The sequence below is a fragment of the Acidovorax cavernicola genome, assembly GCF_003581445.1.
In genome coordinates, this window is sequence record NZ_QXMN01000068.1 from 1 (window position 1) to 20130 (window position 20130).

Annotated in this window: 19 protein-coding genes; 12 read left to right on the plus strand and 7 right to left on the minus strand. The window is 67.4% G+C overall.

What is annotated here, in order from left to right; genetic code table 11:
- The 10 genes from D3H34_RS29625 to D3H34_RS29670 all read left to right on the plus strand — a co-directional run.
- The coding region (locus D3H34_RS29625; RefSeq protein ID WP_119558293.1) for a GMC family oxidoreductase at nt 1–1563 on the plus strand (1563 nt) is incomplete at its 5' end.
- Nucleotides 1564–1633: 70 nt separating this feature from the next.
- On the plus strand, nt 1634–2440 hold the full coding sequence (locus tag D3H34_RS29630) for an SDR family NAD(P)-dependent oxidoreductase (protein ID WP_167481299.1): 807 nt from the start codon (nt 1634–1636) through the stop codon (nt 2438–2440).
- Nucleotides 2441–2459: 19 nt separating this feature from the next.
- Nucleotides 2460–3260, plus strand: coding sequence for a MoaF C-terminal domain-containing protein (locus D3H34_RS29635; RefSeq protein ID WP_119558297.1), 801 nt, complete (start codon nt 2460–2462; stop codon nt 3258–3260).
- 27 nt (nt 3261–3287) lie between these two features.
- A complete protein-coding gene (locus D3H34_RS29640; protein WP_119558299.1) occupies nt 3288–3680 on the plus strand; it encodes a nuclear transport factor 2 family protein in 393 nt (130 codons plus the stop codon).
- Between the two features lie 46 nt (nt 3681–3726).
- Nucleotides 3727–5229 (plus strand): aldehyde dehydrogenase family protein, encoded by a 1503-nt coding sequence (locus D3H34_RS29645; RefSeq protein ID WP_119558301.1) that lies wholly within the window; start codon nt 3727–3729, stop codon nt 5227–5229.
- A 38-nt stretch (nt 5230–5267) separates the two neighbouring features.
- On the plus strand, nt 5268–6536 hold the full coding sequence (locus D3H34_RS29650; RefSeq protein WP_119558303.1) for an ABC transporter substrate-binding protein: 1269 nt from the start codon (nt 5268–5270) through the stop codon (nt 6534–6536).
- Nucleotides 6537–6548: 12 nt separating this feature from the next.
- Complete coding sequence (locus D3H34_RS29655) at nt 6549–7418, plus strand: branched-chain amino acid ABC transporter permease (RefSeq protein ID WP_119558305.1); 870 nt, start codon at nt 6549–6551, stop codon at nt 7416–7418.
- On the plus strand, nt 7415–8491 hold the full coding sequence (locus D3H34_RS29660; RefSeq protein ID WP_434057721.1) for a branched-chain amino acid ABC transporter permease: 1077 nt from the start codon (nt 7415–7417) through the stop codon (nt 8489–8491). Before D3H34_RS29655 ends, D3H34_RS29660 begins: the two co-directional genes overlap by 4 nt.
- On the plus strand, nt 8488–9195 hold the full coding sequence (locus tag D3H34_RS29665) for an ABC transporter ATP-binding protein (RefSeq protein WP_119558307.1): 708 nt from the start codon (nt 8488–8490) through the stop codon (nt 9193–9195). Before D3H34_RS29660 ends, D3H34_RS29665 begins: the two co-directional genes overlap by 4 nt.
- A 10-nt stretch (nt 9196–9205) precedes the next feature.
- Nucleotides 9206–9913 carry an ABC transporter ATP-binding protein gene (locus D3H34_RS29670; RefSeq protein WP_119558309.1) on the plus strand — a complete coding sequence of 236 codons (708 nt, stop codon included), beginning with the start codon at nt 9206–9208 and terminating at the stop codon, nt 9911–9913.
- Nucleotides 9914–9924: 11 nt separating this feature from the next.
- Here D3H34_RS29670 and D3H34_RS29675 read toward each other — a convergent pair whose 3' ends face one another.
- Both D3H34_RS29675 and D3H34_RS29680 read right to left on the minus strand, forming a co-directional pair.
- Nucleotides 9925–10227, minus strand: a complete 303-nt coding sequence (locus tag D3H34_RS29675; protein WP_119558311.1) for a hypothetical protein — start codon at nt 10225–10227, stop codon at nt 9925–9927.
- A 118-nt stretch (nt 10228–10345) separates the two neighbouring features.
- On the minus strand, nt 10346–11287 hold the full coding sequence (locus D3H34_RS29680; RefSeq protein WP_119558313.1) for a LysR substrate-binding domain-containing protein: 942 nt from the start codon (nt 11285–11287) through the stop codon (nt 10346–10348).
- A 166-nt stretch (nt 11288–11453) separates the two neighbouring features.
- Between D3H34_RS29680 and D3H34_RS29685 the strand changes: the two genes are divergently transcribed.
- Both D3H34_RS29685 and D3H34_RS29690 read left to right on the plus strand, forming a co-directional pair.
- Complete coding sequence (locus D3H34_RS29685) at nt 11454–12443, plus strand: tripartite tricarboxylate transporter substrate binding protein (protein ID WP_119558315.1); 990 nt, start codon at nt 11454–11456, stop codon at nt 12441–12443.
- A 4-nt stretch (nt 12444–12447) separates the two neighbouring features.
- On the plus strand, nt 12448–13746 hold the full coding sequence (locus tag D3H34_RS29690) for a TolB-like translocation protein (protein WP_119558317.1): 1299 nt from the start codon (nt 12448–12450) through the stop codon (nt 13744–13746).
- A gap of 26 nt (nt 13747–13772) precedes the next feature.
- On the opposite strand, the gene D3H34_RS29695 is transcribed toward D3H34_RS29690, so the two are convergent.
- The 5 genes from D3H34_RS29695 to D3H34_RS29710 form a co-directional block, all read right to left on the minus strand.
- Entirely contained in the window at nt 13773–14753 is a 981-nt protein-coding gene (locus D3H34_RS29695) for an AraC-like ligand-binding domain-containing protein (protein WP_119558319.1), read from the minus strand.
- A 142-nt stretch (nt 14754–14895) separates the two neighbouring features.
- Nucleotides 14896–16218 (minus strand): MFS transporter, encoded by a 1323-nt coding sequence (locus tag D3H34_RS29700; RefSeq protein WP_119558321.1) that lies wholly within the window; start codon nt 16216–16218, stop codon nt 14896–14898.
- A 112-nt stretch (nt 16219–16330) separates the two neighbouring features.
- Complete coding sequence (locus D3H34_RS34075) at nt 16331–16597, minus strand: hypothetical protein (protein ID WP_147400511.1); 267 nt, start codon at nt 16595–16597, stop codon at nt 16331–16333.
- A gap of 313 nt (nt 16598–16910) precedes the next feature.
- Nucleotides 16911–19244 (minus strand): M23 family metallopeptidase, encoded by a 2334-nt coding sequence (locus tag D3H34_RS29705; RefSeq protein WP_119558323.1) that lies wholly within the window; start codon nt 19242–19244, stop codon nt 16911–16913.
- A gap of 17 nt (nt 19245–19261) precedes the next feature.
- Nucleotides 19262–20130: type VI secretion system Vgr family protein (locus tag D3H34_RS29710; RefSeq protein ID WP_147400512.1), on the minus strand; the 869-nt coding region annotated here is incomplete at its 5' end.

The window sequence follows — 20130 nt, forward strand, 5'->3', positions numbered from 1 at the left end:
GGTTCGGCGGGCTGCGTGCTGGCAAACCGGCTGGTGCAGGCCGGGCGCCGCGTGCTGTTGCTGGAGGCGGGTCCGCCCGACAACGACCGCTTCATCCACATGCCCGCCACCTTCGTGCGCGTGATCGGCACCGAGCGCACCTGGGCCTACGAGAGCGAGCCGCAGGCCGCCGCCGGCGGGCGCCGCATGTTCGTGCCCCAGGGCCGCACGCTGGGCGGCGGCAGCTCGGTCAACGCCATGGTCTACGTGCGCGGCACGCCGGCCGACTACGACGGCTGGGAGGCGCAGGGCTGCGAGGGCTGGGGCTGGCGCGACGTGCTGCCGTGGTTCCGCAAGGCCGAGGGCAACGCACGCTTCGCCTGCGACCTGCACGGCACGAACGGCCCGCTGAAGGTGAGCGACACGCGCTACCGGCACCCGCTGAGCCTGGCCTTCCTGCGCGCCGCGCAGCAGAGCGGGCTGCCCTACAACGACGACTTCAACGGCGCGGCGCAGGCCGGCGTCGGCTTCTACCAGACGACGACCTTCGAAGGCCGGCGCGCCAGCACGGCCGCCACCTACCTCGCGGCCGTGCGCGACGACCCGAAGCTCACGGTGGTGACGGGCGCGCACGTGCAGCGCGTGATCGTGGACGGCGGCGTGGCCACGGGCGTGGTCTATCGCACGGGCCGCGACGGAAGCGGAGAGGAGGTCACCGCCACCGCGCGCGACGAGGTCATCCTCTCGGCCGGCGCGCTGGCCTCGCCCAAGCTGTTGATGCTGTCGGGCATCGGCCCGGGCGCGCAGCTGCAGGCACTCGGCATCCCGGTCGCGCACGACCTGCCCGGCGTGGGCGAGAACTTCCAGGACCATCTGGAGGTGTCGGTCTACGGCCGCACGCGCGAGCCCATCAGCCTGCTGGGCAACGACCGGGGGCTCACCGCGCTGAAGCACGGCCTGCAATGGACGATGTTCGGCTCCGGCCTGCTCACGTCGAACGTGGTCGAGAGCGGTGGCTTCGTCGACACCACGGGCGCGGGCCGCCCCGACCTGCAGTTCCATGTGCTGCCCGTGCTCGTCGGCGACGTGGACCGCGAGCCGCTCGAAGGCCACGGCCTGTCGATCAACCCCTGCTTCCTGCGGCCCGCCTCGCGCGGCAGCGTGAAGCTGCGCAGCGCCGACCCGATGGCGCCAATCCTGTTCGACGGCGGCTACCTGCAGGCGCAGGAAGACGTGGACACGCTGGTGCGCGGCGTGAAGCTTGCGCGCCGCATCCTGCGCGCGCCTGCGCTGCGCGAAGTAGTGGCCGAAGAGCTCGCACCTGGCGCCGTAGATGACCTGCCCGACGACGTGCTCGAAACCTACGTGCGCGAGCGCGCCAAGACCGTCTACCACCCCAGCGGCACCTGCCGCATGGGCCGCGACGAGAGGGCCGTGGTCGATGCGCGCATGCGCGTGCACGGCGTGGCCAAGCTGCGCGTGTGCGATGCCTCGGTGATGCCTTCGCTCATCAGCGGCAATACCAACGCGCCGACCGTGATGCTGGCCGAGCGCTGCGCTGATTTCGCGCTGTCGGGCAATTGATGCTGCGCGTTCGGTCAATCACCGAAGCGCACTGAAACCTAGAGTCCTTCCCCACAAGGAGACACAGCGAATGAGTGCTACAGATTCCATGGCCGGCAAGGTCGCGTTCATCACCGGTGGCGGCACCGGTATCGGTGCGGCCGTGGCCGCGCAGTTCGTCGCGGCCGGCGGCCGTGTGGTGCTGATGGGGCGGCGCCTCGCGCAGCTCGAAGCCGTCGCGGCCAGGCTCGGCGGGCTCGCCGTGGCCGGCGATGCGGCGAGCACCGCCGACGTGCAGCGCGCACTGGCCGCCGCGCGCGAACGCTTCGGCGGCATCGACGTGCTGGTCGCCAACGCAGGCGGCCATGGCGTGGGCGATGCGCTGTCGACCGACGACGCCTCGTGGGCGCTGTCCACACGGCTGAACCTCGACACCGCCTTCGTCTGCGCACGCGAACTGCTGCCCGAGCTGATCGCGCGGCGCGGCAACATCGTCGTGCTCTCGTCGCTCGCGGGCCACTTCGCGGGCCCGGGCGTGATCGGCTACGTGACCATGAAGCACGCGCTCATCGGCCTCGTGCGCTCGCTGGCACGCGACTATGGCAAGCAGGGCGTGCGCGTGAACGCCGTGTGCCCCGGCTGGGTGCGCACCGAGATGGCCGACGAGCAGATGCAGGTGCTCATCGACAAGTACCGCCTGCGCGATGCCGATGCGGCCTACGACCTCGTCACGCGCGACGTGCCCATGGGCCGCGCCGCGAGCCCGGACGACGTGGCGAACGCCGTGATGTTCCTCGCCTCGCCGCTGGCCGCGATGGTCAGCGGAAGTTCGTTGATGGTCGACGGCGGTGCCTCGGCGGTCGACCTGCCCACCATCGCCTTCGCGCACGACGCCTGACCACCAAGGAAGAGAAGAAATGACCACCGACACCACGAAGCCCGCCGACTGGAAGACCTATGACCAGTTCGCTCTCGGCATCGCCACCAACCGCCTGCCCGCCACCGACGCGCTCGCCGGCCGCACGCTGACGCTTGCACTGCCCGACTTCAAGCTCACGCTGCGGCCGCGCGCGCAGCACACGCTCGACTGGCACGAAGAGGGCGCGCGCGGCGGCAAGGGCACAGGCGACTGGTACGAGGCCATCGAGGTTGCACCCGACACCTTCTTCCTCGACATCACGCAGGCCAGCCGCCCGAGCGAGGCGCTGACGGTCGTGCTCAACACGCGCACGCGCCGCGTGCTCGCGATCCGCTGCCGCATCATCGGCGCCGACGAGGCCGCGGGCCAGCCGCGCGTGCCGCAGGACTTCTGGCCCGGCACGCTGGAAGGCGGCGAAGCCACGGGCGTTGCGCCGCAGGCCACGCGCGACCTCATCGGCCTGCGCACCTGGCAGACCTACAGCCCCAACCACACCTACGAGCACACCTACCTGAGCAGCGAACGCTACGCGTGGCAATGCCTCGTGGGCGTGCAGCGCGGCCATGGCGACGTCGACCTCGCGAGCTACTGGAAGTTCGACGACGAGCAGTACCTCTTCACCTTCCGCGAGTTCCTGATTCCCGTCGCCTCGGTGTTCTTCTTCGACTTCGCGCAGGGCCGCTCGACCGGCAAGTTCCTCGGCCTCACGGGCACCGGCGCCATCGCCAACAACCCCGCCGGCGCCTTCATGCGCAAGGCCTCGCAGACCTTCTATCCGCCCGAGTTCGGGCCCGTCTGATCTCACCGTTTTTCAGGAGTCTTCTTCATGCGCACCCCCCATCAGATCGTCGCCGACCACTACGCCGCGTCCGACCGCCACGACATCGACGGCATGTTCGCCGACGTGGCCGCCGACGTGCAGTGGACCGAGATGGCCGGCTTTCCCTGCGCCGGCACGCACGTCGGCCCCGCGCAGGTGATCGACAAGGTCTTCAAGGTGCTCGGCAGCGAGTGGGAGGGCTACCGCTTCGTGCTCGAACGGCTGGTGGACGGCGGCGACACCGTCGTCGGCATCGGCGACTACCACGCGCGCCATCGCGCCACCGGCAAGACCATGCAGGCGCGTGTCACGCACGTGTGGCAGGTGGCCGGCGGCAAGGTGCGGCGCTTCGAGCAGTTCACCGACACGCTGCTGGTGGCGCGGGCCTCGCAGCCGTGATGCCTCTTCATCTCTTCCTTTTGGCATTCCCTCACGGAGCCTGCTCATGAACCTGCGCGACCTGTCGATCGAACACCTCGGCCAGGTGGGCCTGCTGGCGCAGCGCCGCCGCGGCAACCACATCGACGGCCATGAAGTGGTGCCCCTGAACGGCCGTTACTTGCCGGTGGTCGACCCGGCCACCGAGATGATCGTGGCCGAGGCCCCCGACAGCGAGGCGGCCGACGTGGACGCCGCCGTCGCGGGCGCGCGCCGCACCTTCGAGAGCGCGGCATGGAAGTCGCTGCGCCCGGCCGACCGAGAGCGCATGCTCTACACGCTCTCCACGCTCATCGAGTCGCATGCCGACGAACTCAGCGCGCTCGAGACCCTGCAAAGCGGCAAGCTGCGCGGCATCGCCCGCATGATCGACGTGGGCGCGGGCGCCGAGTTCGTGCGCTACATGGCGGGCTGGGCCACCAAGCTCGAAGGCCAGACGCTCGACAACTCCATCGGCATCCCCGGCGCGCAGTGGGTCACCTACACGCGGCGCGAGCCAGTGGGCGTGGTGGCGGCCATCGTGCCGTGGAACTTCCCGCTCGCCATCGCGCTGTGGAAGGTGGCGCCGGCGCTCGCGGCGGGCTGTACCGTGGTGCTCAAGCCCTCGGAAGAAACGCCGCTCACCGCGCTGCGGCTGGCCGAACTGGTGCTGGAAGCCGGCTTTCCGCCGGGCACGCTCAACGTGGTGTGCGGGCGCGGCACCACGGCCGGTGCGGCGCTCGCGGCACACCCCGACATCCGCAAGATCAGCTTCACCGGATCGACCGCCGTGGGCCGTCACATCGGCCACGCGGCCGTCGACAACATGGCGCGCTTCACGCTGGAGCTGGGCGGCAAGTCGCCGCTCATCGTGCTCGACGACGCCGACCCCGCCGCCGCGGCGCAGGGCGCGGCCAACGGCATCTTCTTCCACCAGGGGCAGGTGTGCACCGCGGGCTCGCGCGTGTATGTGCAGCGCGGCATCTTCGACCAGGTGGTGCAGCAGCTGGCGCAGGCGGCCGAGGGCCTGCACATCGGCTCGGGCTTCGACCCCAGGGCGCAGTTCGGTCCGCTGGTGTCGCGGCGCCATCTCGACCGCGTGATGGCCCACATCGACGGCGCCGTGGCCGAGGGCGCCACGCTGGTCACGGGCGGCGCGCGCGCCTTCGACGGCGGCTTCTTCGTCAAGCCCACCGTGTTCGTCGACACCCGGCCCGCGATGCGCATCGTGCGCGAGGAGGTGTTCGGCCCCGTCGCCACGGTGGTGCCCTTCGACGACGTGGAAGACGCGATCCGCATGGCCAACGACAGCGCCTACGGCCTGGCGGCCAGCGTGTGGTCGAACAACCTCTCGGCCGTGCACCGCATCGTGCCGCGCCTGCAGGCGGGCGTGGTGTGGGTCAACGCGCACAACGTGCTCGACAACGCGCTGCCGCTGGGCGGCGTGAAGCAGTCGGGCAGCGGGCGCGACCTCGGGCGCGCGGCGGTCGAGAGTTTCACCGAGCTCAAGAGCGTGTGCATGGCCGTGTAGCCGTGCGGTTTCGATTCCAGAACCAGGAGACATCCCTCATGAAGACAAGCCAGAAGAAGATCGCGCTGACCACCGTCGTCGGCCTCATGGGTCTCGCGGGAGCGGGCGGCGCCTGGGCGCAGGCCGCGCCCGACTGCGGCCTGAACACCGGCAAGCCCGCCACCGGCGAGCCCATTCCCATCGGCGCCGTGGTCGGCAAGACCGGGCCCGACGACTTCAGCGCCTCGGGCCAGGCGGCGGCCGCGTACTTCAAGTGCGTGAACGCCAACGGCGGCATCCATGGCCGCCCCATCGATTACATCGTGGTCGACGACCAGTGGAACCCCGAGACCGCCGCGCAGGTCGCCTCCAAGCTCGTGAAGGACCGCAAGGTGGTCGCGCTCGCGGGCAGCACCAGCTTCGTGGAGTGCGGCGCCAACGCCAAGATGTACGCCGACGAGGGCGTGATGGTCATCGCCGGCACCGGCGTGCCGCGCGAATGCTTCAACGCGCGCAACTACGTGCCGGTGAACGCCGGCCCGCGCGTGTCGGCCACCATCGCCGCGATGTACGCCGCGCAGAAGTACAAGGCCAAGAAGATGGTCTGCATCATTCCGAACATCCCCAGCCTGGGCAACTGGGCCTGCGAGGGCCCGAAGGAATGGGGCAAGAAGAACGGCGTGGTGGTCGAGACCCTCACCATCGACCCCGGCTCGGCCGACGCCACCTCGACCATGCTGCAGGCCGCGGCGAAGAAGCCCGACACCATCATCATGAACGTGCCCAAGGGCATCCTCGTGCCGATGCTGGCGGCTGCGGAGCAGCAGAACCTGGGCAAGAAGATCCACTTCGTGTCAGCTGCGCCGGCCTACAACGCCGACGTGCCCAAGGCCATCGGGCCGTACTGGAAGGGCAACTTCGACGTCAACCTCGAATTCAACCCGCTCGAATCGGCCGGTCCCGACAACAAGAACTGGCTCGCCGTGATGGACAAGCATGGCGCGAAGACCGATCCGCGCGACACCTTCTCGCAGGCCGGCTACGTGGCCGCGCGCCTGGTCACGCAGGCCATGCTCAAGATGGACCCGAAGAAGATCGACCGCGCCAGCGTGACCGATGCGTTGCGCAAGGTCAGCGACTTCCGCAGCGACATCTTGTGCAAGCCCTTCTACGTGGGCAGCGGCAACCGCCACAACGCCAACAACAGCGGCCCGATGGCCAGCCCCGACGGCAACGGGTGGCGCTTCGCGCCCGGCGGCTGCCTCACGGCGGACGACCCGGAGCTGGTCGACATCCGCGCCGACGAACAGAAGATGGGCCTCAAGTAAGCGCACCGGACCATGGAGGACTACCTGCCTTTCGTCATCTCGGGCCTGGGCCTGGGCGCGGTCTACGCGCTCTCGGGCGTGGGGCTGGTGGTGCTCTATCGCTCGTCGGGCGTGCTGAACTTCGCCTTCGGCGCGCTCGGCGCCATCGGCGCCTACGTGGCGTGGTCGCTGCTGGAGGCCGACTGGCCGCAGGGGCTTGCGTGGTGCGCGGCGGTGGGCACGGCGATGGGGCTGTCGCTGGCCTACGGCCGGCTGCTGGCGCCGCGCCTGTCGCACCGCGACCCGACCATCCGCAGCATCGCCACGCTGGGCTTCGCGCTCGTGGTGATGGGCTTCACCGAATGGTTCTGGGGCGAGCAGCCGCGCCGCTTGGTGCTGCCCACCGACGGCGGCGCGCTCGAACTCCTGCTCGGCGAGGTCGAGGTGCGGCTCACGCACACGCGCGCCCTGGGCCTCGTGCTCGCGGTGCTCATGATGGGCGGCGTGGGCCTCTTGCTGTCGAAGACGCGCGTCGGCCTGAAGATGCGCGCGCTTGCCAACGACCGCGACCTCAGCGCGCTGCTGGGCATCCGCGTGCTCGGCGTCGACACGGTGGCGTGGATCCTGAGCGGCGCCTTCGCCGGCGTGTGCGGGCTGCTGCTGGCCAACATCGTGCGGCTGCAGGCCACGCTGCTGACCTTCCTCGTGATCCCGGCTTTCGCGGCCGCGATCATCGGCCGGTTGCATTCGCTGCCGGCCACGGTGGCCGGCGGCATTGCCATCGGCGTGCTGGAGGCGGTGGCGATCACCGTGCCGGGCTTCGCGTCCTTCCGCACGGCCACGCCCTTCCTGATCGCGCTGGCCATGATCGTCCTGTATCGCACGGAGGCGCGGCGGGCATGAGCGCATCGATCCTCGACGGCGTGAAGCCATCGCCTGCTGCCGCGCCGATGCCGGCCGCACTCGCCGATGCCTCGCGCCGCGCGCGCCGTTCGCTGGTGCTGATGGTGGCCTGCGTGCTGCTCATCGGCCTCGTCGTGCCCTGGTTCGCGAACGCGTACTGGATCAAGACGCTGACGTCTTCGCTCGCGCTCTCGGTCGCGGCGGCGGGCGTCGCGTTGCTCTACGGCCAGCTCGGTCTCGTGTCGCTGTGCCAGTACGCGCTGCTGGGCGCGGGCGGCTGGGTGGCGCTGCGCGCGGGGCACGGCCTGGGCTGGCCTTTCGAGCTGTCGGTGCTCGCGGGCGGGCTGCTGTCGTGCGTGGTGGGCATGCTGGCCGGGCTGCCGGCGCTGCGGCTCAAGGGCCTGTACCTGGCGCTGGTCACGATGATGATGGCGGGCGGCTTCCAGGTGGTCATCAACGTCACGGGCTTTCCCGATGGCGGCGCGGGCTGGCTGGGCCGCGTGTTCGGCAGCGAGCGGCTCATGATGCCTCGGCCCGCGCTGGCGCTGTCCGACGCGGCGTACTTCCGCTACGTGGCGGTGTGGCTGGCGGCGGTGCTGGCGTTGATCGAGCTGCACCGGCGCACGCGCGCGGGCCGCTCGTGGGCGCTGATCCGGCGCGGCGAGGCCGCGGCGGTGGCGGCCGGCGTGAACATCCTGCGCTACCAGACCTGGGCCTTCGGCCTTGCGGGCTTCTGCGCGGGCGTGGCCGGCGCGCTGCTCGCGGGCGGCGTGGGGCAGCTCGACGGGCGTGCCTTCACGGCGGGCGAATCGGTGATGCTGTTCGCGCTCACGGTGGTGGGCGGCGTGTACCACTGGGCCGGCGCGCTCATCGCGGGGCTGCTGCTGCGCGCGGTGCCGGCACTCTTGACCGACTTCGGTGTCAACGGCTACCTGGCCATGATCTTCTTCGGCGTGGCGCTGCTGCATGCGCTCATCACGGCACCGAGTGGCATCGCGGGGCAGCTGGCAGGTGCGTTCGACGCGGTGCGCGCGCGGTTCTCTTCGTCGAAAGACAAGGACGCCGCGTCATGATCCGCATCGACGATCTCACCGTCGCCTTCGGCGGCGTCAAGGCCATCGACGCGCTCACGGCGACGCTCGACGCGCCCGTGTGCGGCCTGATCGGGCCCAACGGCGCGGGAAAGACCACGCTGGTCAATGTGCTCAGCGGCCTCGTGTTGCCGCGCGAAGGCCGCGTGGCCGTCGATGGCGCCGACCTGCTGGGCCTGAAGCCCATCGAGCGCGTGCGCTTCGGCCTGCGCCGTTCGTTCCAGACCGAGCAGGTGGTGGAAGACCTCAGCGTGTGGGACAACGTGCGCGCGCTGCTCGACCATGTGCCGCATGCACGCGCCGAGGCCGCGCAGCAGGTGGCGCGCGCGCTGGCGCACACGGGCCTGCTCGATGTGGCCACCGTCATGGGTCATCGCCTGAACCTGTTCCAGCGCCGCATGCTCGAGATCGCGAAGTCGCTGGTCGGTGCGCCCCGGCTGCTGCTGCTCGACGAACCCGGCGCGGGCCTCACCGAACAGGAGGCCGGCGTGCTGCGTCGCACGATCGGCTCGGTGCATGCGTTCTGCGGCGCGCAGGTGCTGCTGATCGACCACGACGTGGACCTGATCGCCGCCACCTGTTCGCAGACGCTCGTGCTCGACTTCGGCCGCCGCCTCGCGCTCGGCCCGACGCGCGAGGTGCTCGACGATCCGGCCGTGCGCAAGGCCTACCTGGGAACCGAATGAGGACGACGCCATGTTGAGCGTGAACGAACTGCGCCTGCTGCGCGGCGGCAAGGCCGTGCTGCACGGCATCGACCTGCAGGTGCCGCCCGGCGAGGTGACGGCGCTGCTGGGCGCCAACGGCGCGGGCAAGTCGAGCACCGTGATGGCCATCGGCGGCGTGCTGCCGATCGCGGGTGGGCGCATCGAGGTCGAGGGCCATGCACTGCACGGCCAGCGCCCGGAGCGCGTGCGCGCGCGCGGCGTGGCGGTGGTGCCCGAGGGGCATCGCGTGCTGGGCGAGCTGTCGGTGCTCGACAACCTGCGCGCCGCTGCCACCGCGCTGCCCGCGGCGCGCGTGGCCGATGCGGTCGAGCGCGTGCTCGGCGTGTTCCCCGAACTGCGCGTGAAGCTCGCGCTGCCCGCGCGCTCGCTGTCGGGCGGGCAGAAGCAGATGGTCTGCATCGCGCAGGCGCTGATCGGCGAGCCGCGCTACCTTGCCATCGACGAGCTCTCGCTGGGGCTCGCACCTGCCGTGGTCAAGCGGCTGGTGGAAGTGGTGCAGCAGGTCGCGCGCGAGGGCGTGGGCGTGCTGCTGATCGAGCAGTTCACGACGGTGGCGCTGGCCGTGTCGAGCCGCGCCTATGTGCTGGAGCGCGGGCGCATGGCGTTCGCGGGCTCATCGCAGGAGCTGCGCGAGCGGCCGGAGATCCTGCACAGCAGCTACCTCGCGGCGGCCTGAGAGGTTGCGGCCTACTTCGGCGTACCGCCCGGCGTGGGGAGTTGGTGGGGCTTGGCTTCGCGCGCTTCGGCGCGAACCTCGCCGGCTTTCTCCGTCTTGCTGGCGGTGGGCACGGCCGAGCCTTCGCCGCGTGCGGTGCTGCCGTCCTTGATGCGCACGGCGCCGGCCTGCTTGCTGTTCTTCTTCGCCTCCGCGGCGGCTTGCGGCTTGCTGTCGAAGTCGGCCTCGGCTTCCGCGCTGTGGGCGTGCGGCTGTTGCGCGAAGGCGGTCGAGAAGAAGGCGAGGGTGCCGAGGGCGAGCAGGGTGCGTTTCACGAAGGATCCTTTCTGTGTGTGAGAGTGAGTGACGTGCCCGTTTCCTCGACAGGGCACATCACGCGCTCACTCTAGAAAGCCTGGCTGCCAGCCAGCCGACGCGGCGATGACGGTTTTGTCATGCGGCGCGCGCCTTCTCCTTCTGCGTCTTTCGTGCCGTGGGCATCACGAACGCCTGGAAGTGCTCGCGCAGCAGCGCGGTGAACTCCTCGGCGATGGCCGACGGCGCCGACTGCGGGGAGAACGCCATCGACACCTCCACGGGGCAGCGCGGGGACAGCGGAAGAATCTTCAGGTCGCGCGCGAACACGGAGGCCACGTAGGGATTGACGATGCCGACGCCGGTGCCCTGCGCCGCCATCATGCAGATGGTGACCGAGTAGGTCGTTTCCACGGTGCTGGCGCATTCGATGCGGTGCTGCTGCAGCGTGCGCAGGAACTGCTGGTGGATCTCGTCGTCGGCGTTCAGCGTGAGCAGCACCTGCTGCTTCAGGTCGCGCACATGGATGCCGTCGCGGTGCGCCAGCGCGTGCCCGGGATGCACCACGCACACCGCGCTGGCCTTGTGCAGCGTGACCGTGTCGAGTTGCGGGTCGTGAAAGGCAGAAGTGCCGAGCGCCACGTCGTACAGGCCGTAGAGCAGACCTTCGCGCAAGGCATGGCTGCCGACGGTCTGCAGGTTGACGTGCACCTCGGGGTGCCGCTGCGAGAACGCATGGATCACCTGCGGCATGACGCCGAGCCCGAGCGCCGGCGTGCAGCCCACGCGCAGCGACCCCGCGCCCGACTTGCGCAGCACCGCCACGCTCTGCTCGATGCGGTCCAGGCCGAGGAAGTGGCGCTGCACCGTGTCGAACAGCTGGCGCGCCTCGTGCGTGGGTCGCAGCCGACCCTTGTGGATGTCGAACAGCTTGAGCCCGGTGGCGTGCTGGATCTGCGAGAGCAGCCGGCTGACCGAGGGTTGCGTGGTGTGCAGCAGCGTTGCCGCAGCGGTGGTCGTGCCGGTCTGCATGACGGCACGAAAGGCCTCGATCTGGCGGAAGTTCAATGGTCGCGACATGCGGGGCTCCTGGGGCTGCACAACGCAGCGCGGAAAGCATGGCATATCTTTTCTGCATAGCCTGCGAATGAAAATGAATTTTTCAGAATGAAGCTGCGTTCCTAGACTGCGCCCCATCCACCCCACTCACTCATTGCGCCGTTCGGGCGCATCGCAAGGAAGACGCATGACACAGCACTGGCCACGCAGGGCCGCCGGCCTCGGCCTTCTCGCACTGGCCCTGGGCGTCGCCGCGACATCGCAGGCTTCGCCGCCGCAGGCCTACCCGGACCGGATGATCCGGCTCGTGGTGCCCTTCACCGCCGGCGGCAGCTCCGATGTGCAGGCGCGCATGCTGGCCGACCGGCTGGGCAAGCTGTACAAGCAGTCGGTGGTGGTCGACAACAAGCCCGGCGCCGGCGGGCACATCGGCGGCAAGTTCGTGGTCGACGCACCGGCCGACGGCTACACGCTGCTGCTCGGTTCCATCGGGCTGCACGCGACCTACGGCGTGTTCAAGAAGCTCAGCTACGACCCCGCCACCGACCTGAAGGTGGTCACGGTGCTGGCCGAGATGCCGCACGTGGTGGTGGCCAACCCGGCGCTGCCCGCCAACGACCTGAAGCAGCTGGTGGCGCTGGCGCGCAAGCAGCCGGACACCATCAACTTCGGGTCGGCCGGCGTGGGATCGTCCGTGCACATGATCGGCGAGCTGTTCAAGATGACCGCCGACGCGCCGATCGTGCATGTGCCCTACAAGGGCAGCACGGCCGCGCTGAACGACCTGCTGGCCGGCCAGATCCAGCTGATGTTCGAGAACCCGCCGACCACGCTGGCCCACATCCGCGGCGGCAAGCTCAAGGCATTGGCCGTGACGGGCAAGGCCCGCCTGCCGGCGCTGCCCGAGGTGCCGACCGCGATCGAGTCCGGTTTCCCGGCCTTCGAGGCCACCTCGTGGACCACGGTGGCCGTGAGCGCCAAGGTGCCCGACGCCATCGCGGACAAGCTCAATGCCGACATCCGCAAGATCGTCTCGGCGCCCGAGTTCCGCCAGGGCCTCGCAGACCAGGGCATGACGCCCGTGGCCAACACGCGCGACGCCGCGACCCGCTTCATCGCGGCCGAGAAGCTGCGCTGGGACAAGGTGATCCAGCAAGGCCGCATTGCCGCGGAGTGAGCCGATGTCGTCGACCGAATTTCTCGAGCAACCTGTGCGCGCGCCCGCGCCGTGCCGCCGCGTGGGCGGTGGCATTCATCACCATTTCTTCGGCTACTACAACAAGAGCACCTGGGACCGCAGTGGGCGCTACCTGCTGGCGCAGCAGGTGCCCTGGATGGACGCCGAACTCACGCCGACGAGCGCCGCGCGCATCGGCTATTTCGACCTGCAGGACAACGACCGATTCCATGCCGTCGGCGACACCACCGCATGGAACTGGCAGATGGGCAGTCAGCTGCAATGGCTCGACGGCGCGCCAGGGCGCCAGCTGATCTTCAACAGCCGCACGGGCGACGCCGACGCGTTCTACCCCGGCTTCGGCGCCACCGTGCTCGACGTCGACACCGGCGCCCGGCGCCAGCTGCCGATGCCCGTCTACGTGGTCGCCCCCGACAGCCGCTATGCCTTGAGCGTGGACTACCGGCGCCTGTACGTCACGCACCAGACCATCGGCTACGCCGAGGCCGGCGGGCCTTTCGAGTTGCCGCTCGCGCCGGCCGACGACGGCATCCACGCGACCGATCTGGCCACTGGCACGGCGCGCCTGCTCGTGAGCTACCAGGACCTGCGCCAGTTTCATCCGCGTGCGTCGATGGACAAGGCGATCCACTGGGTGAGCCATATCGAGATCAACCCGTCGTCGTCGCGCGTGCTGTTCCTGCACCGCTGGACCGAGCGGGTCAAGGACGAGACCTGCTTCCTGCACCGGCTCCTCACGATGAACCCGGACGGTTCCGACCTGCGCCTGCTGGAGTGCTCCGACCATCCGTTGCCGCAGCTTTCCGACGACTTCGACCCCGCCGCAGTGGGCACCTTCGACTACGAGAAGTCCGAGTACCAGATCTCGCACCCGCTGTGGCAGGACGACGAGCACATCATCGTCTGGGGCCCGCACGCCGGGAAGATCCATTACCACCTGTACCACGACCGCGTGGACGGCGAGGTCCGCGTGATCGGCGACGGTGTGCTCGTGGAGAACGGCCACATGACCTTCTCCCCGGTCGACAAGCGCTGGCTGCTGAGCGACACCTACCCTGACGCGCAGACCCACGAGCGCGTGCTGTTCCTGTTCGACATGGAGAGCGGCCGGCGCCACGACCTGGGCAGCTTCTATGCCACGCCCGACCTGAGCAAGGAAAACCGGTGCGATCTGCACCCGCGATGGAGCCGCGACGGCCGACAGGTCTGCATCGACTCGGTGCACGAGTCGCAGCGGCAGATGTACATCGTCGACGTGTCGGGGATCGTCGAACGCCCTTGAAGGCGAGCGTTGGGGCGGTGCGGCCTTCAGTGCGTGAGCGCCGGCGACGCCGCCCGCTGGGCCTCGCGCCGCTGGAACTCGCGCGGCGACACGCCGTACTGCGCCTTGAACACGCGGCAGAAGTGCGCGCTGCTGTTGAAGCCCCAGGCGAAGGCGATCTCCGACACCGAGACACGGCCGCCCGCCGCCTGGCGCAGCGCCTCGCTGCAGCGCTCCAGGCGCATCTGCCAGATGAAGCGGTCGAGCGTCTGGTCTTCGTCCTCGAACACGCGGTGCAGGTAGCGCTTGGAGCAGCGCAGCTGCTGCGCGATGAGGTCCAGCGACAGGGCCGGGTCGGCCAGGTGCGCGTGCACGAACTGCTTCACGCGCGCCTTCAGCACGCCCGGCAGCGGCTGCGCGCCGAACTGCTCGTCGGCATGCGTGGCGAGCGTGGACGCCAGCAGGCCCAGCACGGTGTCGCTGACCGAGCGGCCGACGCCGTTGGGCAGCGAGGGCAGCTGGTCGGCCAGCGAGCTGAGGAAGGAGCCGAGCACCGCGTACAGCCCCTGCATGGCCGGCGTGTGGGCCTCGCAGGTGTGCAGGTCGGGCATCTTCATGCCCTTGAACTGCTGGCGCGGGATGGTGATAGCCAAGAGGCGCGAGCGCTCGGGGTTGGTGATGGCGTAGGGCACGCGCGGGTCGTACAGGCTCCAGTCGCCCGGGTGCAGGTGGAACTCGCGGTCGCGCTGCGAGATGTGGCCGTGGCCCTCGAGCTGCAGCACCAGCTTGTAGTGCTCGTCGAGCGCGATCTCTCGGTGCGTGTCGGGGCGCGCCACGCGGTGCGAGGGCGCCTCGATCATGAACATGCCCAGCGGGCCGAGTTCGTAGGCGTCCATGCGCGCGTCGAACGGGCCGGGGTCGAGGCACTGCACGCGCAGCGCGCCGAAGTACGACTCGTTGATGCGGCCCCAGCAGGCCTGCCGATCGGCCGGGTGTTCGAGCCGGGTGCTGAAGTGGTGTGCGTTCATGCCATGGGTTCCCAGGGGCGCCGGAAGCGCTTGTGCAGGATAGGCAGGTCGGCGCGCACCATCATCGGTACTTCCACCCGGGGCGGCGGGGGCGGTGCGCTCCGGGTCAACGGCCGGTGCGCGCTGGATCAATGGTCGCGCTTCAGACGACAGGCACGCGGCCGGCGTCGGCCGGGTCGACGTTGCGGCGGTACAGCACCAGGGTCGCAATCAGCCCGCAGGCCGCGGCGGCCGTCATCCACAGGCCGGGCGCGCCCTTGTCACCCGTCATCTCGATCAGCCCCGTGGCAATGGCCGGCGTGAAACCGCCGAACAGTGCCGTGGCCAGGCTGTAGGCCAGCGAGAAGCCGGCGGTGCGCACACTGACCGGCATCACCTCGGTGAGCGCCACCACCATCGCGCCGTTGTAGCTGGCGTACAGGAACGACAGCCACAGCTCCACCTCGAGCATGCGCGCGAAGCTCGGCGCGCCCACCAGCCACTTCAGCGACGGATAGGCCGTGAGGATGGTCAGCACCGTGAACAGAATGAGCAGCGGCTTGCGGCCCACGCGGTCCGACAGCGATCCCATGACCGGCAGCCAGATGAAGTTGGAAATGGCCACGCACAGCGTGACGATCAGCGCGTCGGTGGTGCTCAGGTGCAGCACCGCCTTGCCGAAGGTGGGCGTGTAGACCGTGATCAGGTAGAACGACACGGTGGTCATCGACACCAGCATCATCCCCGCCACCACGAGGCCCCAGTTGGCCACCATCGAGCGGAAGATCTCGCGCGCGTCGGGGCGGTGCTTGCGTGCCATGAACTCTTCCGTCTCCTGCAGCGAGCGGCGGATGATGAACAGCACCGGCACGATCAGGCAGCCCACGAAGAAGGGAATGCGCCAGTAGAAGTCGCCGATCTCCTGCGGCGTGAAGGTCACGTTGAGCCAGTAGCCGAGCGCGGCCGCCACGACGATCGCCACCTGCTGGCTGGCCGACTGCCAGCTCACATAGAAGCCCTTGCGGCCCGGCGTCGCCATTTCCGACAGGTACACCGACACGCCGCCCAGCTCCACCCCGGCCGAGAACCCCTGCAGCAGCCGCCCGACCAGCACCAGCAGCGGCGCCGCCAGACCGATGGTCGCGTAGCTCGGCACGCAGGCGATGAGCAGCGTGCCGACGGCCATCAGCGCGAGCGTGACGATCAGCCCCTGGCGACGGCCGACGCGGTCGACATACGCCCCCAGGAAGATCGCACCCAGCGGCCGCATCAGGAAGCCCGCGCCGAAGGTCATGAAGGTCAGCATCAGCGACGCGAACTCGTTGCCCGCGGGGAAGAAGGCTTTCGAGATCTGCGTGGCGTAGAAGCCGAACAGGAAGAAGTCGAACATCTCCATGAAGTTGCCGCCGGTCACGCGCAGGACGGTGGCGAATTTCGAGGAGGAGGAAGAAGAGGCGGCGTGCGCGGTGGCAGGCGCGGAAGTCATGGTGTGTCCCCTGGGGCGATGTTGTGCGCCCAAGGGTAGGTCGGGGTTCCCGACCGGCACCTGACGAGGGGCGTCAGGTAGCTGTCAATGCGGCTAGTCGCACATTGGAAAACTATCCAAGATATTTAAATTCTTGTATTAGATTCCAGAAAAATAATTGCTCTAGGCTTGTTGGCTTTGTGGGGTGCTTGATGTCGATTTTTACGCAGAAGTTCTCCTTCACGGCCGGGCAAATGAGGTAGGAGCTGGAGAACGAAATGATGCCATCTCCCAAGATGTAGTCAGCGTATGCCACCCTTCCTTTCCAGTTCAATCCAGCCACATCTTTTTGCCATTTCACATGTTTGAAATAGCGTCCTCCAGTATCTTCTTGTGCCATCAGCTCTCGCGGTGACATCGAATCCGATGGATTCTTGTTTTTTCTTGAGTTAGGCAATGGGCAGCTGAGTGATACATCAAACCGCAGTTTGCGTGATTTGTTTTTTTCTCGGTTTGGATTTTGAAGCTGAGATAATTTCCGGATTCAATTTTTATATTTTCTGCTTCCGCTGAAATTATGTTGTGGTTTATTTTTTTTCCCAGATCAATTTGGCATATTGAATTTAATTTTTCAATGACTTGAAGGTCATTGTTTGCTTCGCTTGCATGAGTCGAAGACGCGAAGATTAGAAAAATACTCCATGCGATTGATCTCATGATGCAAGCCGTCGGGAAAAATTCTCTGGCACATTTTGTGTGTGACCCTGCGCGTTTTGAAAATAAACGACATCCAGGAGAACGATCAGTGCGTTGGTAAATGCCGTGGATCGATCAATGAGCCCATTCATGTTGGGTGGACTCTGTCCAACAGTTGCCGGATAATTTACGGCCGCCGCGCAATTGACGAATGATTGGTTGTAGTACCACACCTTGGATCCACCTTGGCTGACGGAGGCAAGATTACGTTGATTTTGATCAACTCCGGCGAGATCTGCATACCTATTTGTATTTCCTACGGTGGGCAGTCCTGGGTTTCGAGGGTTTGGAGCGACCTTGCCTGGCCAAATCCAATATGCCCCGGCACTTTGAGCTGCATGGCGTGCATCGTTTCCTATCTCGTCGCGCCATAGAATTTCTGAACTCGAAGGTGGCGCAACAGGATTTTTCCCAATGAATCGAAAATATTTGTAGTAATTGTTGTTGCCTCCATTGATGTTTCCGTTTGGATTCGTCAGTTGTAGAAAGCCTCGCCCGTACCATCCCGCATGTAATGTGGGGCTGCGGCCGTTGCTCTCTTGGAGTTGACTGAACCATTGCGTTTCTTGAGTCGCGTTGGCAAAGAAGCATGCTTGCCGAATCGGAGTCGATATCAGGTATTTGCGTAATGCGAAGTTCAATTCTGCTGCGTGTGTCTCGAGGAGGGCTTGGGCGGCACGAAGGCCCGGAGACTCCCAGACGGCAGGAACTGCGGACCGATGGCTGCCAGGCTTGCGTATGACGTTCATCGGTATGAGTTGCGCGAGTTCCTTCTTGCTTCGCCAACCGCACTTGCGCATGTGCGCAATGAACATGCGCGGATGCACATGCCATACGGCGTTCTTGTACTCCTGCGGCAACCCTTCGAAGCTGATCGACTCCGCGTGGGCCTTGAACTCGTCCCACTCCTTGCCTTCTTCCACCCGGAACTCTTCGTCCACCTTCAGCCAGTCGTAGCGCTTGGCGATCGTGTCCCGATCCCACTCGGTCGGAAACCGACAGATGGCTCGCTCGAGCTTCTTGCGAATGTCGGCATCGCCCAGCCGCCGAGCCAGCGCTTCGCGCTCGCGCCAGTTCTCGGGCGCCTTCGGGTCACGCAGCAACCGCTTCATGTGCGGCGAGTCACAACGCTGGTTGTCGTGGCTCGTGTCGTCTTCGAAACATTGCCATCCCAGGAAGCCGGGGAAGTCGGCATCGCTGAATTTGAACGTGCCAGGGGCGTTGAGATCAACCCAGACGGTGCCGCTCGTCACGGGAATCTGTCTCCAGTGGGCAGCGTTGGCCGGCAAGGGGTCGGGGCCCAGATTGCGGCCGAACCGCAGCAGCTCATACCAGCCGCTGGGGCTGCTGTTGGCCTGCAGGGCCGCGCCCAGGCTGTTGTGCCGGGCGCAGGCCTCGGTGTACATGTCGTACTCGAAGTCCGGTTCCGTGAGTGAAGAGCCGAGCAAGTTGCCGGCTTGAGCACCGGTCGCCCAGTAGGAGCGCACGACGCTGGCGCCCTCTCGATAGCAAATCTCGACCCACTGCGAGTTGTGCAAAGTGTTTGGCACAAAGTGATCGGATGCGGCACTCGCCCCCGGCCTCACCCCGGTCCGTTGCAGGTTGTCGGTCGGTTTGCTGGTGCTCGTAGGCGTGCCTGCAGGCAGGTAGATATAGATGCAGCCAAAAACACTGTCGGTTCTGCCGTTCGCGCGCGGTTGCGCTGCAGGTTCGGTCCAGATGGCGGAGCGCGATGTTCCCAGCAGGTGCTGCAAGTTGGATGGATCGAGGCAGATCTCGAAGTGCAGGTGGTTCTCGCGCCCGAGAATGCGCCCCGCGCTGCCGATCGGATCTTTGCGCCAGACCGTTCGCCCTTCCGCAATGGCAGCCTCGATGCGTGACAGGTGCATGTAGACGCTGTAGTAGGCCAACGTCGTAGGCACGGTTCCCGCCGCGCCGATCTCGGTGGCGTGCCGCAGGATCACGATGCCGTTGTCGGTCCAGGCGGGATCAAGGCCGTAAGGGTTGTAGTTTTGCGGATCGTCGGCTGCTGCGACCGCAGCCCTTGGCTCCCGCTTGAAGATGACCGTGCCGTCGGCGATGGCGCGCACGGGCAACGGTTGGTTTTGTGCATCCTGCGGTGCCCGGATATGCAGGCCGTTGTGCCACGTGAGAGCGGTGGTCAGCGGATACGAACCGAGCGGCGCGCCACCGGAGCCGGGTGCAATGTCGACGCCGTCGGGCATGGCCGCGGCAACGAAGGCCTCGTCGTCGGCCAGAGGTGCCGGCAGGAAGGGCGGACTGATCAGCATGGGTGTGTCCCTGCCGTTCAGGCCGATGGGGAGAACTTGTGGCTCGACGTGCTGGTCTTGCCGTTGAACTGCCCCTGAGCAAATTCAGGCAGGCTTAGCGGTCGACTCATGGGTCCGACCTGCGCATGCAGTGCCGCATGCTCCTGCCAGGTGCCGGCCGTGCCGTGCTGGATGCCGCTCTCGCTCCACTCCGAGTAGCTGCCCCCGCCGATGATCACGACCTTCTTCTTCGCGGCGATGTGCAGCTCGCCTTCCACGCTCTTGATCACCACGTCCTTGTGCGCGACAAGCACCACCTCGTCGCGGTGCGCCTGGATCTCGATCGGGTCTTCGCTCGCGATGAGCCTGATGCCCTTCTTGTGCGTGAACGCGCGGATGCCTTCGGCTGCGCTCGCCAGCCAGCGCTTGGCAGTGCTGATGGAGGTGTGCCCCTGGCTCGTGAAGGCTGCGTGCTCTCCGGTGTGCAGATGGATGCTGCCCGGCGTGCTGGCTTCGATGCCTGCGGGGCTGGCGAGCACGAGATGTGGCTCGTCCAGTTCGGGGAAGCGGCCATCCTTCTGCCGTGCCTCTTCGCCGCAGATGGCGTCGTTCTGCGCCTTCAAAGCCTTCTGCACGAGGTCTTGATCGACGCCTTGCTCTTGCGCCTTGTGCACCTGCGCTGCTTCGGCCAGCGCGTCGTGCTGATCCTGTGCAGTCATCAATCGTTGGGTTGTCTCCCCCATGTCCTTGGCGTGGCGAGCGGCATCGGGGCGGCCTTCGGTGGTGATGAGCATGCCGTCCTGAGCCCGCAGCACCCCATGCCCGTCAGTCCTCAACTCGAAGCCCTCGCCTCTCGAATCTTTCCTGCCCGAGTTGTCCTCGATGCGCGTGATCGCCCCCAGGCTCA

Excerpts from the sequence above, each read along its gene's own strand:
- D3H34_RS29700 (WP_119558321.1), bottom strand. The coding sequence starts at position 16,218 with ATGACTTCCGCGCCTGCCACCGCGCACGCCGCCTCTTCTTCCTCCTCC.
- D3H34_RS29680 (WP_119558313.1), bottom strand. The coding sequence starts at position 11,287 with ATGTCGCGACCATTGAACTTCCGCCAGATCGAGGCCTTTCGTGCCGTC.
- D3H34_RS29665 (WP_119558307.1), top strand. The coding sequence starts at position 8,488 with ATGATCCGCATCGACGATCTCACCGTCGCCTTCGGCGGCGTCAAGGCC.
- D3H34_RS29655 (WP_119558305.1), top strand. The coding sequence starts at position 6,549 with ATGGAGGACTACCTGCCTTTCGTCATCTCGGGCCTGGGCCTGGGCGCG.
- D3H34_RS29695 (WP_119558319.1), bottom strand. The coding sequence starts at position 14,753 with ATGAACGCACACCACTTCAGCACCCGGCTCGAACACCCGGCCGATCGG.
- D3H34_RS29660 (WP_434057721.1), top strand. The coding sequence starts at position 7,415 with ATGAGCGCATCGATCCTCGACGGCGTGAAGCCATCGCCTGCTGCCGCG.
- D3H34_RS29630 (WP_167481299.1), top strand. The coding sequence starts at position 1,634 with ATGAGTGCTACAGATTCCATGGCCGGCAAGGTCGCGTTCATCACCGGT.
- D3H34_RS29690 (WP_119558317.1), top strand. The coding sequence starts at position 12,448 with ATGTCGTCGACCGAATTTCTCGAGCAACCTGTGCGCGCGCCCGCGCCG.
- D3H34_RS29670 (WP_119558309.1), top strand. The coding sequence starts at position 9,206 with ATGTTGAGCGTGAACGAACTGCGCCTGCTGCGCGGCGGCAAGGCCGTG.
- D3H34_RS29685 (WP_119558315.1), top strand. The coding sequence starts at position 11,454 with ATGACACAGCACTGGCCACGCAGGGCCGCCGGCCTCGGCCTTCTCGCA.
- D3H34_RS34075 (WP_147400511.1), bottom strand. The coding sequence starts at position 16,597 with ATGGCACAAGAAGATACTGGAGGACGCTATTTCAAACATGTGAAATGG.
- D3H34_RS29645 (WP_119558301.1), top strand. The coding sequence starts at position 3,727 with ATGAACCTGCGCGACCTGTCGATCGAACACCTCGGCCAGGTGGGCCTG.
- D3H34_RS29640 (WP_119558299.1), top strand. The coding sequence starts at position 3,288 with ATGCGCACCCCCCATCAGATCGTCGCCGACCACTACGCCGCGTCCGAC.
- D3H34_RS29650 (WP_119558303.1), top strand. The coding sequence starts at position 5,268 with ATGAAGACAAGCCAGAAGAAGATCGCGCTGACCACCGTCGTCGGCCTC.
- D3H34_RS29705 (WP_119558323.1), bottom strand. The coding sequence starts at position 19,244 with ATGCTGATCAGTCCGCCCTTCCTGCCGGCACCTCTGGCCGACGACGAG.
- D3H34_RS29635 (WP_119558297.1), top strand. The coding sequence starts at position 2,460 with ATGACCACCGACACCACGAAGCCCGCCGACTGGAAGACCTATGACCAG.